The sequence below is a fragment of the Mesorhizobium jarvisii genome (assembly GCF_003601985.1).
In the GTDB taxonomy this organism is placed as follows: Bacteria; Pseudomonadota; Alphaproteobacteria; order Rhizobiales; family Rhizobiaceae; genus Mesorhizobium; species Mesorhizobium jarvisii.
The window spans coordinates 502,045-514,003 of the sequence record NZ_QZXA01000004.1 but is presented as its reverse complement, the minus strand read 5'-3'; the positions used below and the strand labels follow the sequence as shown (position 1 = coordinate 514,003).

Here is an 11,959-nt window from a genome sequence, read left to right as displayed (position 1 = left end):
CCATTCGGATGCGCTGATCGCTGGACTGCAGGACGCGCTGGTCGAGACATGGGACGCGCTCGGCATTCCCTACGGCTCGGCGGGACGGCCCTCGGTCGCCAAAAGCGACCGGATCGTTCCGCTGCTGGTGCCCAAGTCAGGCGGCTGAAGCCCATTTGAAACGCTGTTCGACTGCCGGCCACGCAAGTCGACTAGACAGTCCTCATCCATTTCGCCAGCCGGTGCGCGGCGTCCTCGACCTGGTCGAGGCGGCGATGGAAGCACAGCCTGAGGAAGGCTTCGCCGCCGGGGCCGAAGGCGGTGCCGGGCGCCAGGCCGACATTGGCCTTGTCGACGATGTCGAAGGCGGCGGCGCGGGAATCGGTGATGCCGTCGACGGCGAAGAACAGATAGAAGGCGCCCTGCGGCACGGTAAACCGAGCGCTGCCGGTGGCGCCGAGAATACCGCAGACCAGGTCGCGCGCTTTTCTCGCCCGCTCCACCTGTTCGGCGACGAAGCCATCGCCCTCGTCAAGAGCTGCGACCGCGCCGCGCTGCATGAACTGGGCAACGCCGGAATTCGAATACTGGATCAGGTTCTCGAACACCTGCTGCAGGCTCGGATGCGTCTTGATCCAGCCGACGCGCCAGCCGGTCATCGCCCAGTTCTTGGAAAAGGAGTTGACGAACAGGATGCGGTCTTCCTCCGTCGCGATGTCGAGGAAGGACGGCGCACGGCCATGGCCATAGTGGAACAGCGAATAGATCTCGTCGGCGATGATCCAGACGTTCTTGGCGCGCGCCAGGTCGAGGATCGCCTGCAAGGTCTCGTGATCGGCGGTCCAGCCGGTCGGGTTCGACGGCGTGTTGATGAACAGCGCCTTGGTGCGCGGCGTGATCGCCGCGGCGATCTTCTCGACGTCGCAGGACCAGCCATTGCCGGAATGATCGAGCGTGACGGGCACCGGAACGGCTCCCGACAGGGCGGCGGCGGCGTCGAAATTCGGCCAGGCCGGCGACAGATAGATCACCTCGTCGCCGGCGCCGGCGAGAGCGGTAAGGGACATCTGGATGGCATGCATGCCGGATCCGGTGACGATGAACTGCTCCTCCGGGAACGTCTTGCCGAAATGCCTGGCGTAGTATCGTGCCAGCGCCTGCCTGAGATCGGGGATGCCCCTCTGCCAGGTGTAGAACGTCTCGCCGCCGGCCAGCGCCTTCGACGCGGCATCGGTGATGAAGGCGGGTGTCGGCAGGTCGCCCTCGCCGGCCCATAACGGGATCAGGCCCTCGCGCAGGCGGCCGTAGTTGACGACGGCGACAATGCCGCTTTCCGGTGCGGCGCGGGCTTCGGCGCGAAAGCTATCGATCAGGCTCATGGACAAATCCGTTTTCCCTTAGAGCAGTTCACTGTTTCACGGAAACGGCAAACCGTTCTAACTCTTTGTTTTAACGCAATTCCCCAGGGAAAGCGCTACGCGGTTTCCCTGGGAAACCCGTTTCACACTTTTCCTGGAATTGCTCTAGGCTTGCCGCTCTTTACCAGATACGAAAACAGAAAACCCCAGCCGCGAACGACCGGGGTTTTGGTCCAGCAATGGTCGGCTGAATTATCGTTTGGCGAGCAGATCGCGGATTTCGGTGAGGAGCGCGACATCGGCGGGGGGTGGTGCGGCCGGGGCAGCCGGCTTCTCGCGCTCGAGCCGCCGGCGCAGATTGTTCACCGCCTTGACCATCAGGAAGATGACAAAGGCGATGATCAGGAAGTTCAGCGCCACGGTGATGAAGCTGCCATAGGCAAAGACAGCGCCTTGCTTGCGCGCATCTTCAAGGTTTGTCGCAGTCACGTTGTGCGACAGGCCAATGAAGTAGTTGTTGAAATCGACCCCTCCGAGCGCGCCAATGAAAGGCATGATGACATCATCGACCAGCGAAGTGACGATCTTGCCGAAGGCCGCGCCGATGATGACGCCGACGGCCAAGTCCATCACGTTACCCTTGGAAATGAATTCCTGGAATTCTTTCAGCATTCGACCCTCCTTGTCATGACCGGCCGCGCTGCCGTTCCGTCCTTGCGGCATCGACCCGGCGACAACATAACAAAAACCTCCGGTTGCAACATGGGCAAAACGGAGAAAGCAACCGCTTTCTCCCTCCCCTGCGTCAACCTCGAGAAATCACGCGCTTCATGCGCCCAAAGCCGCAATGGACTCCGGCGCCAAGCTGTGATTGCGTTCGGATAAGCCGGATAAAAAGACGGCAAAGGAGGAAATTCCAGGCGTGCAAGGCTTGTTCATCGTCATCATCGCGATCGCCTATGTGACGTTGCTGTTCGCCATCGCCAGCCTGGGCGACCGCCGCTCGGCCATCTCCGGACCCGGTCGTGCGCGGCCGTTCATCTATGCGCTCAGCCTGGCGATCTATTGTACCTCGTGGACCTTCTTCGGCTCGGTCGGGCTCTCCTCCGAACGCGGCCTCGAATTCCTCGGTATCTATACCGGCCCGGTGCTGGTGTTCGTGTTCGGTTTTCCGCTGCTCAACCGCATCGTGCGGCTGGCCAAGACCGAGAAGATCACCTCGATCGCCGACTTCCTCGGCGCGCGCTACGGCAAAAGCTTCACCGTCGCGGCGATCGCCACGCTGATCGCCACCATCGGGGCGGTTCCCTATATCGCGCTGCAGCTGAAGGCGATTTCCGGTTCGGTCAGCCTGATGGTCGAGCACTATACGGGGTCGCCGCCCTCCTTCGATCCGTTCGTCAGCGACATATCGCTGGTAGTCGCCATGCTGCTGGCCTTGTTTGCCGTCTTGTTCGGCACCCGCCATGCCGACGCCACCGAACACCAGGACGGGCTGGTGCTGGCGGTGGCGGTCGAAACCGTCGTCAAGCTCGCCGCCTTCCTGGCGATCGGCCTGATGGTCACCTTCCTGATCTTCGGCGGCCCGGGCGACATGTTCGCCAAGCTGGCGCAGAATGCTCAGGTGCGCCAGGCGATGGGCTACAACACCTCGCTCGCCACCTGGCTGGTGCTGACTTGTCTGAGCGGCTTTGCCATCGTCATGCTGCCGCGGCAGTTCTACGTCACCATCGTCGAGAACCGCGGCGAGGCCGAGTTGCGGACCGCGACCTGGGTGTTTCCGCTCTATCTCGTGGCGATCAACCTGTTCGTGCTGCCGATCGCCTTTGCCGGCCTGTCGCTGGTCGGCACCGGCACCAGCAGCGATCTCTATGTGCTGTCGCTGCCCCTGTTCAGCGGCCACGACGTGCTGGCCATGGCCGCCTTCATCGGCGGGCTGTCGGCGGCAACGGCCATGGTGATCGTCGAAAGCGTGGCGCTGTCGATCATGATCTCCAACGACCTCGTCATTCCGCTGTTCGTGCGCCGCCTGCTCAAGACCTCGACCTCCGAGAACGAGGACTGGTCGACGCTGATCCTCAATGTGCGGCGCGGGGCGATCTTCATCCTGTTGTTCATCGCCTTCCTCTACTATCGCGAAAGCACCAACTCAGCGCGGCTGTCGTCGATCGGCCTGATGTCCTTCGCGGCCATCGCGCAGTTCGCGCCGGCGCTGATCGGCGGGTTGATCTGGCGCGGCGCCAATGGCAGGGGTGCCGCACTCGGCATGGTCGCCGGCATCATCGTCTGGGGCTACACGCTGCTCCTGCCCTCGCTTGTCGCGCCCGACACCGACATCGTCGTGCACGGGCTCTTCGGCTTCGAGGCGCTGCGCCCGCAAGCCCTGTTCGGTACCGTGGCCGAGCCGCTGAACCACGGCGTGTTGTGGAGCCTGTCGATCAACACGCTGTTTTTTGTCCTTGGCTCGCTGTCGCGCGCGTCGGTGCCGCTGGAGCGCATCCAGGCGTCGATCTTCGTGCCACGCGACGCCGGTCCGATGCCGAGCCTGCGCCGCTTCCGCACCGCCATCACCGTCAACGACCTCAAGGACACGATCGCCCGCTACCTCGGCGTCGAGCGCACCGAGCGCTCTTTCCAGTCGTTCGAGAAGACCAACGGCACCTCGCTGCACGGCAAGGAGCAGGCGAGCATGGACGTCATCCGCTTCTCCGAGCAGCTGTTGGCCAGCGCCGTCGGCTCCTCCTCGGCGCGGTTGATCCTGTCGCTGCTGTTCCGGCGCCATGACCGTGAATCCAGGGATGCCTTCCGCCTGCTCGACGACGCCACCGAGGCGCTGCAGCACAACCGCGACCTCTTGCAGATCGCGCTCGACCAGATGGAACAGGGCATCACCGTCTTCGACCGCGATTTCCGGCTGATCTGCTGGAACCGCCAATACCGGGTGCTGTTCGACCTGCCCGACGAGATGGGCCAGGTCGGCGTCTCGCTCGATCAGATCCTGCGCCATCTCGCCGAGCGCGGCGACATCCCCGCCGACCAGCGCGTGACGACGCTCAACCGGCTGACCAGTTTCGTCAGCCCCTGGCAGATGGAACTGAAGACCAGCGGCCGCATCCTGGAACTGCGCTCCAATCCGATGCCGGATGGCGGTATCGTCGCCACCTATGCCGACATTTCCGGGCGCGTCGAACAGGATCTGGCGCTGAAGCGCGCCAATGAATCGCTGGAGCAGCGCGTGAAAACCCGCACCATCGAGCTGACTAGCGTCAACGAGGAGTTGACCCGGGTCAACGAGGAACTGGCGCAGGCGCAGATGCTGGCCGAGGAGGCCAATCTCGGCAAGACGCGCTTCCTCGCCGCCGCCGGCCACGATATCCTACAGCCGCTGAACGCCGCCCGGCTCTATTGCTCCTCGCTGATCGAGAAGGCCGGCAAGGGCCCAGCAGGCAAGGCGGCGGTCAACATCGAATCCTCGCTGGAATCGGTCGAGACGATTCTCGGCGCCGTGCTCGACATCTCGCGCCTCGATGCCGGCGCGATGAAGCCGGACGATACCGCCTTCAACCTCGACGGTTTGCTGCGCCAGATCGGCAATGATTTTCGGCCAATGGCCGCCGAGAAAAAGCTCGGCCTGACGATCATGCCGTCTTCGCTAACGGTGGTGACCGATCGCAATCTGCTGCGCCGCCTGATCCAGAATCTGGTCTCGAACGCCATCAAGTACACGCGCAGGGGCCGCATCCTGGTCGGCGTGCGGCGGCGCGGCGAACTGGCGGAGATCCAGGTGATCGATACCGGCATCGGCATTGCCGGCGAGAAGCTGAACACGGTCTTCCATGAATTCACCCGGCTCGATGAAGGGGCGCGCGAAGCCGAAGGTCTCGGCCTTGGGCTCTCCATTGTCGACCGCATCGCCCGGGTGCTTCGGCTGGAAATCCGCATCTTCTCCAATCCGGGCAAGGGCACGCGCTTTTCCGTCATCCTGCCCGTCGCGGCGGTGCAGGAGCCGCGACGCGAGGTCGAAACCAAGGCTCCCGCCCGTGCCGCGGCTTCGCTCGCCGGGCTGCATGTGCTCTGTATCGACAACGACGCCCGCATCCTCGAGGGCATGCGGCTGCTGCTCGAAGGCTGGGGATGCAAGGTCGATACCGTGTCCGGCTCCCGGGATCTGGAGAAGGCCGCAATACATCGCCCGGATATCGTGCTTGCCGACTACCATCTCGACGGCGAAACCGGCCTCGACATCATCGCCCGACTGCGGGCGACCCATGGCAACGATCTGGCCGCCGTGCTGGTCACCGCCGACCGGTCCAACGAGGTGCGGGCGGCGGCAGGCGGGTTCGATATTGCGGTGATCAACAAGCCGCTGAAACCGGCGGTGCTGCGCTCGATGATGGCCAGGGTGAGGCCGCTGGCATCTGCCGCTGAGTGACGCCAACGGGCCGGCCGGCCACGGCTGGCGATCTCAAGCCCTGTGCCCCAGGCTCCTGAGGTAGGCGCAGAACATATCGGCTATCGCATCGGAATAGGTCTCGATCTCCGCCGGCATTCGCGGACTTGCGGAAAATTCCCGTCCCGCCGCACTGAGCATCGTTATGACCAGGTCGCCGGCCAAGGCTCGGGTGGCATCCGGGGCCTCTGGTAGTGTCTCCTGCATGAATATCTCGACCGTTCGCTGCGCCGAAGCCCTCGCCGCTTGCGCCTCGGGCGCGTCCCGATAAAGCGGTGCCGCGTCGTCGAGCGCGCCACGCACTGCCGCTTCCTCACATTCCGAGCGGACAAAGGCATGAACCAGGACGCGCAACCGTTCGAGGGGAGGCTTCTCGACCTCCTGGAGAATACGGCACAGCAAGTCGGTCGTTTGCTGCCATTCGTCGCTCTGCAGCCGGAACAGAAGCGCCGCCTTGTTGGGGAAATACTGATAGAGCGAGCCAACGCTGACCCCTGCCTTTTCGGCCACGCGCGTGGTGGTGAAACGCTGCGCGCCTTCCTTCTCCAAAACCTGAACAGCAGCTTGCAAAATCGCCGCGACAAGGTCCGTGGCACGAGCCTGTTTGGGCTGTTTTCGTGAGGAAATCGAAGGGCTTGGGCGTCCGGTCATGTCGCGGCTCGGCAATGCGAATTGGAAACCTGAAGGATTATTCGTATTTTTCGGCACAACACAATCACGCAGCCATTTCGACCGGAGACTTTCATGACGACGCTGACCAATGCCCCGCTGGCCCCGCTGCTCGCCCGCCTGTTCGAAGAAGCCAATGCCGCGACCAGTCCGGCGGTGGCCGCACTCTCGCACGAGGAACGGGCGCGCCTGCTCAACAGCAAGACCGAATATCTCGATTTCTACGGACGGTTGAAGGACCTCTGGCTGGCGATCTCGCCGGAGACCGGCACGCTGCTCTACATGCTGGCGCGCAGCAGCGGGGCGCGCATCATCATCGAATTCGGCACCTCGTTCGGCATCTCGACGCTCTATCTTGCCGCGGCGCTGCGCGACAATGGCGGCGGTCGCCTGATCACCACCGAATTCGAGCCGTCCAAGGCGATGCGGGCCAAGGCCAATCTGGTCGAGGGCGGCCTCATCGACCTGGTTGAGATCCGCGAAGGCGACGCGCTTGAAACGCTGAGCGCCGACCTGCCCGAAACGATCGACCTCTTGCTGCTCGACGGCGCCAAGGCGATCTATCCGGAGATCCTCAGCCTGGTCGAGAGCCGCTTGCGGCCAGGCGCGCTGGTCATCGCCGACAATGCCGATTTCTCGCCTGAATATCTGGAACGGGTGCGCTCGCCAGCATCGGGCTACATGTCCACGCCGTTCGGCGAGGACGTCGAACTGTCGGTGCGGCTCGGCTGAAGCCGACCCCATCGCCGTCTGGGATTCTACCACGCGGCTCAAACCTCCCTGTCGCTCCAGGGCGACCGTAGGCGTTCACGTCAATCAACGCGCAAACCCCGGGCCGTCGACCAAAGTCAGGCCACCATGCGCAGGTGACGTCATGATCAACATGCTTCCTTCCTCCTGGCGCGCAGCCCCACGCCCAGCCCTGTTGGGGCTTCTGCTGTTCTTCTGCGCCGGTTTCGCCGATGGTGCGCTGATGCCTTTCTTTCCGCTCTGGGCGAGTAGCGAGGCGGGCATTCCCGTCGGCGCGATCGGCCTGCTGTTCGGCTGCTATGCAGGCGGCGAGCTGCTGGCGGCGCCGCTGATCGGCGGCATAGCCGACCGCGTCGGCCGGCGGCCGGTGCTGATTGCATCCTCGCTCGGCGTCGGCGCCGGCTTCCTGGCCCTGTTCTTTGTGCACGGCGTCGCCGTTACCGCGATCGTTCTGCTTGCGACCGGCATGTGCGAATCGGTGCTTCATCCAACGATCTTGACCGCGATCGCCGACGTGACCCCGCCATCCGCCCATCCGCGCTGGTTCAGCCTGGCGCGCGTGAGTTCAAGCGCCGGGCAGATTCTCGGGCCGGCCTGCGGCGCCCTGCTTGCGCTCGTATCGCTACGCAGCGTTTTCCTCGCCGGCGGTACGATACTTGTGCTGGGCGGGATCGTGATGTTCTTCGCCCTGAACGAGACGAGCGGCATCGGCCACGCCGCCGGCGACGATCGCCTCGACGGTGGGGACGATGAAGAGGAAGGGCTGTCGGCGCTGCTGCCGGCGTTCCGCGACGGCCGGCTGGCGAAGCTGCTGCTCTGGATCGTGGTGTTCGAGGTCGCCGGCAACTGGATCGAGGCGGTGATCCCGCTCTATGCGCAGGATGCCGCGACGCTGACGCCATCCGGCGTCGGCGCACTGTTCGCCTATGCCGCCGCGCTGACGGTCGGCTTGCAGATGCTGGTCAGCCGCCTGGTCGAGGCACGATCCGCTCTCTGGCTGGCGGTCGGTGCCGGCCTGGCGACGATCCTCGCCTTTGCGCTGCTCGCCGCCTCGCCGGCGATGCTGACGCTGATTGGAGCCGTCAGCCTGTGCTCGATCGCGCAGATGCTGGTCGGGCCATTGGTGCCGACCGCCGTCAATGCGTTGGCGCCGCCCGCGCGACGCGCCTCCTACATGGCGGCCTCGTCGGTGGCGGTCGACCTCAAGGACTCGCTTGGGCCATCGATCGGCACGGCGCTCTACGCGCTGGCGCCGCGCCTGCCCTGGATCGCCGGCATCCCGCTGGTGGCGATCGCATCGCTCGGCCTTGGCGCCGCGATAGGCCGTGCGCGGCGCCCTTCGCGGCCGACCGAGGATGATGCCACGCCGCAACTGGGCTCAGCCGTCGAAAACTATCGCTGAGATAGTCGTTCGACATCATCGCGCAGACACGGGTCGGAAACCTCAGACGGGGTTGTCGACCATCTGCGAACTGCGGAACCGGGGCCTCGCGCCGTTGGCCGCCGCGGACGGACGATGCTCGCGAAACGCCATGGCAAGGGTGCGCAACGCATCACGCGATTGAGCGTCCGAGAGCGTGGACAAAAGCATGATCTCCGACGCCGGCAACGGCGGCAGGCCGAATTTGCGGCTGACCTCGATGGTGCCGGGCGGAACCAGGCGAGACGAGAAGGCCCCGGCTGCGAGGCCGGCGGAAACGGCCTCGGCAACGGCGAAGGATCCGCAGCCGAGGAAAACCTGCGTCCACGGTATTCCAACCGCATCGAGCGTACCGGTGATGACGTCGCGGATGCTGCAGGATGGGGCGGAGGCGGCCAGCCGCAGTGGCTCGCCGGCGCGGTAGACGAAATCCGGCGTGGCGTACCAGCCGAAATGTTCGGGCGCCAGCACCTCACCATCGCGGCGGTCGTCCTCGCGCCGGACGATCGCGGCATCGAGCTCGCCGCGATCGAACGCAGCAATCAACTCGCGTGTATCGTCGAGCCGCACCTCAATGGTCAAGGCCGGATCATGCGCATTGAGGCGTGCCAGCAAGGTCGGCACTTCGGCACCGCCGACATGGGTGGCAATGCCTAGCCGAAAATGGCGGCGAACAGCAGCGAGACTGGCGACGGCACGGTCGTGCGCGGCGAGCAGCTCGCGCGCCGGTTCGAGGAACACCGCACCACGCGCTGAAAGGCGCACCAGTCGCGGCGTCCGCTCGATCAGCTTCTGCCCCACCCGATCCTCCAACCGCTTCAGCTTGACGCTGATTGCGCCTTGCGTGCTGCCAAGCGCCTCGGCCGCGCGCGTAAAACTGCGCAACTCGGCGACGGCGACGAAAGCTTTCACCGCATCTACGTCCAGCGTCATGTCAGTTATCTCGCTTTGTTGTCTCTGAAATAGCCAACCATGCAATTCTAAAATGATCAAGCCTGCCCTAGTCTGGCTTGGCGTGGCGGCCGTCATACCGGTTCGTCCTGCCCAAGAAGTCGAAAGGTTTGATCATGCCCACTGCCCTGACCCGTCGAGGCATCGTCGTTCTGTCCGCCGCATGCCTGGCGTGCCTGATGTTCGGGCTGGAGATTTCGAGCATTCCCACCATCCTGCCGACATTGGAGCAAGAGCTGCATGCCGACTTCAGGCAATTGCAATGGGTGATGAACGCTTACACGATCGCGGTCACCACCGTGCTGATGGCGGTCGGCACCATCGCGGACCGCTACGGACGCAAGCGCGTCTTCCTGGTCTCCATCGCCGCCTTCGGCCTGACGTCGCTGATCTGCGGCCTGGCGGACGATGTATCGACCTTGATCGTGGCCAGGTTCCTGCAGGGTTTGAGCGGCGGCGCGATGCTGATCTGCCAACTCGCGGTGCTGTCGCACGAATTCAGGGAAGGGCGTGAGCGCGCCGTCGCCTGGGGCTGGTGGGGCGTGATCTTCGGTGTCGGCCTCGGCTTCGGACCCATCATCGGCGGTGGCATCGTCGCGGTCTCGACCTGGGAATGGGTGTTCCTCATCCACGTGCCGGCAACGGCCGTGGCGTTCGTGCTGGCCTGGACCGGCGTCCACGAATCGAAGGATCCGGAGGCGGGCAAACTCGACCTTGCGGGCATCGTGACGCTGTCGCCGTCGGTCTTCTGCCTGGTCTTCTACATCACGCAGGGACCGGATCTCGGCTTCGCCAGTCCGGCCGCGCTGACGATCCTCGGCCTCTCGATCGCGAGCTTGATCGCCTTCTTCATCGCCGAGCGGGTCAGCAAGCGGCCGATGTTCGACTTCTCGGTCTTCCGGATCCGGCCCTTTTCGGGCGCCATCGTCGGTTCGGCGGCGATGAACCTCTCCTATTGGCCGTTCATGATCTACCTGCCGATCTGGTTTCATGCCGGACTGGGCTATGACAGCGTCTCGACCGGTCTTGCCTTGCTTGCCTACACGCTGCCGACGCTCGTCATGCCGCCCTTGGCGGAGCGGCTTTCGCTGCGCTACCAGCCCGGCATCATCATTCCGGCCGGGCTTGCCCTCATCGGCGTCGGTTTCTTCCTGATGAAGTTCGGCAGCGCCGCCGCGCGGCCTGACTGGTTGACGATGTTGCCCGGCTGCCTGATCGCCGGAGCCGGTCTTGGCATCACCAACACGCCCGTCACCAACACCACGACGGGCTCCGTTTCGAGCGGCCGGGCGGGCATGGCCTCGGGCATCGACATGAGCGCCCGCATGGTTTCGCTGGCGGTGAACATAGCGGTGATGGGCTTCATCCTGGCAAGCGGCGTGCTGGCGCATCTGAGCACAGCACTGCCCGACCTCGACCCCAGCCAGCTGCGTCACTTCGCCGACGGGATCGCTGCCGGAAATCCCAACCCCGGTCTTGCCGATTCCGTTGTCCACAATGCACTGCGCAACGGCTTTGGCTGGGTGATGCTCTATGGCGGCATCGGCGTCTGGATCATGGCCGCCATCAGCTTCGTGAGCTTCAACGCCCGACCTGTGCGGACGGAGGTTCAGTGTCCCGATTGAACGGGCGACGCAGACGCTCAGCTGTTGGTCTGCAACGGGTCGGTGCCGATCTTGGACAGAAGGATCACCGCCTGGGTGCGGCTGTCGACGCCGAGCTTCTGCAGGATGGCCGAGACATGCGCCTTGATGGTCGCCTCGGAAACGCCGAGCTCATAGGCGATCTGCTTGTTGAGCAAGCCTTCGGCCAGCATGCCGAGCACGCGGGTCTGCTGCGGCGTCAGCGCCTGCAGCCGCTTGATCAGGTCCGATATTTCGGGATCGCGCTCGACACCGAGATCGACGCCGACGGGCGCGGCGATGTCGCCGGCCAGCACCGATTGCACGGCGTTGCGGATCTCCTCCATGCTGGCCGATTTGGAGATGAAGCCGGATGCGCCGAGATCGAGCGCCCGCCTGATGGTCGCCGGATCGTCATGCGCCGAGACCACGATCAGCGGTACCGCAGGATGAATGCCGCGCAGCGAAACCAAGCCGGAGAGGCCGCTGGCGCCCGGCATCGACAAATCGAGCAGCACCAGATCGACATCCTCATTGGCCACGACCAATGCCTTGGCGCTTTCGAAATCGCCGGCCTCGTGGATGGCGGCGACATTGCCGATGCCGGCAAGCGCCTCGCGCAGCGCGCCGCGAAACAGCGGGTGATCGTCGGCGATGACGAAAGAATAGCCTGACGGCAAATGTTCCTCCCCGAATCCCGTCGATGATTTTTAAGCTTTTCGGGACCAGTCGGACGATTATGAGGGGCAGCGCGCTGTTT

General features: G+C 64.4%; 9 protein-coding genes and 1 pseudogene. 5 read left to right on the top strand and 5 right to left on the bottom strand.

All coding sequences use genetic code 11. The features are described from left to right. Positions 1 to 148, top strand: a pseudogene (locus D3242_RS33905) (5-aminolevulinate synthase); the annotation flags it as partial. 43 nt (positions 149 to 191) lie between these two features. On the opposite strand, the gene D3242_RS13445 reads toward D3242_RS33905, so the two are convergent. Beyond that, the gene (locus tag D3242_RS13445; RefSeq protein ID WP_038644495.1) at positions 192 to 1,358 is read right to left on the bottom strand and encodes a pyridoxal phosphate-dependent aminotransferase; all 1,167 of its coding nucleotides are present in this window, start codon (positions 1,356 to 1,358) and stop codon (positions 192 to 194) included. Positions 1,359 to 1,589: 231 nt separating this feature from the next. Beyond that, positions 1,590 to 2,009, bottom strand: a complete 420-nt coding sequence (gene mscL / locus D3242_RS13440) for a large conductance mechanosensitive channel protein MscL (protein WP_064984686.1) — start codon at positions 2,007 to 2,009, stop codon at positions 1,590 to 1,592. Between the two features lie 250 nt (positions 2,010 to 2,259). Between mscL and D3242_RS13435 the strand changes: the two genes are divergently transcribed. Continuing rightward, positions 2,260 to 5,769, top strand: a complete 3,510-nt coding sequence (locus D3242_RS13435) for a PAS domain-containing hybrid sensor histidine kinase/response regulator (RefSeq protein WP_064984743.1) — start codon at positions 2,260 to 2,262, stop codon at positions 5,767 to 5,769. Between the two features lie 33 nt (positions 5,770 to 5,802). Here D3242_RS13435 and D3242_RS13430 read toward each other — a convergent pair whose 3' ends face one another. After that, the gene (locus D3242_RS13430; protein ID WP_064984684.1) at positions 5,803 to 6,438 is read right to left on the bottom strand and encodes a TetR/AcrR family transcriptional regulator; all 636 of its coding nucleotides are present in this window, start codon (positions 6,436 to 6,438) and stop codon (positions 5,803 to 5,805) included. Positions 6,439 to 6,531: 93 nt separating this feature from the next. On the opposite strand from D3242_RS13430, the gene D3242_RS13425 reads away from it, so the two are divergent. Together D3242_RS13425 and D3242_RS13420 are read left to right on the top strand one after the other, a co-directional pair. Beyond that, a complete protein-coding gene (locus D3242_RS13425) occupies positions 6,532 to 7,188 on the top strand; it encodes an O-methyltransferase (protein WP_019863170.1) in 657 nt (218 codons plus the stop codon). 142 nt (positions 7,189 to 7,330) lie between these two features. Further along, positions 7,331 to 8,608 (top strand): MDR family MFS transporter, encoded by a 1,278-nt coding sequence (locus D3242_RS13420; RefSeq protein WP_223217814.1) that lies wholly within the window; start codon positions 7,331 to 7,333, stop codon positions 8,606 to 8,608. 42 nt (positions 8,609 to 8,650) lie between these two features. Here D3242_RS13420 and D3242_RS13415 read toward each other — a convergent pair whose 3' ends face one another. Next, positions 8,651 to 9,559, bottom strand: a complete 909-nt coding sequence (locus D3242_RS13415) for a LysR family transcriptional regulator (RefSeq protein ID WP_064984680.1) — start codon at positions 9,557 to 9,559, stop codon at positions 8,651 to 8,653. A 134-nt stretch (positions 9,560 to 9,693) separates the two neighbouring features. Between D3242_RS13415 and D3242_RS13410 the strand changes: the two genes are divergently transcribed. After that, the gene (locus D3242_RS13410) at positions 9,694 to 11,202 is read left to right on the top strand and encodes an MFS transporter (protein ID WP_064984742.1); all 1,509 of its coding nucleotides are present in this window, start codon (positions 9,694 to 9,696) and stop codon (positions 11,200 to 11,202) included. Between the two features lie 17 nt (positions 11,203 to 11,219). On the opposite strand, the gene D3242_RS13405 is transcribed toward D3242_RS13410, so the two are convergent. Then, entirely contained in the window at positions 11,220 to 11,879 is a 660-nt protein-coding gene (locus D3242_RS13405; protein ID WP_019863166.1) for a response regulator transcription factor, read from the bottom strand. Between the last annotated feature and the right edge of the window lie 80 nt (positions 11,880 to 11,959).

Excerpts from the sequence above, each read along its gene's own strand:
- D3242_RS13445 (WP_038644495.1), bottom strand. The coding sequence starts at position 1,358 with ATGAGCCTGATCGATAGCTTTCGCGCCGAAGCCCGCGCCGCACCGGAA.
- mscL (WP_064984686.1), bottom strand. The coding sequence starts at position 2,009 with ATGCTGAAAGAATTCCAGGAATTCATTTCCAAGGGTAACGTGATGGAC.
- D3242_RS13430 (WP_064984684.1), bottom strand. The coding sequence starts at position 6,438 with ATGACCGGACGCCCAAGCCCTTCGATTTCCTCACGAAAACAGCCCAAA.
- D3242_RS13425 (WP_019863170.1), top strand. The coding sequence starts at position 6,532 with ATGACGACGCTGACCAATGCCCCGCTGGCCCCGCTGCTCGCCCGCCTG.
- D3242_RS13420 (WP_223217814.1), top strand. The coding sequence starts at position 7,331 with ATGATCAACATGCTTCCTTCCTCCTGGCGCGCAGCCCCACGCCCAGCC.
- D3242_RS13415 (WP_064984680.1), bottom strand. The coding sequence starts at position 9,559 with ATGACGCTGGACGTAGATGCGGTGAAAGCTTTCGTCGCCGTCGCCGAG.
- D3242_RS13410 (WP_064984742.1), top strand. The coding sequence starts at position 9,694 with ATGCCCACTGCCCTGACCCGTCGAGGCATCGTCGTTCTGTCCGCCGCA.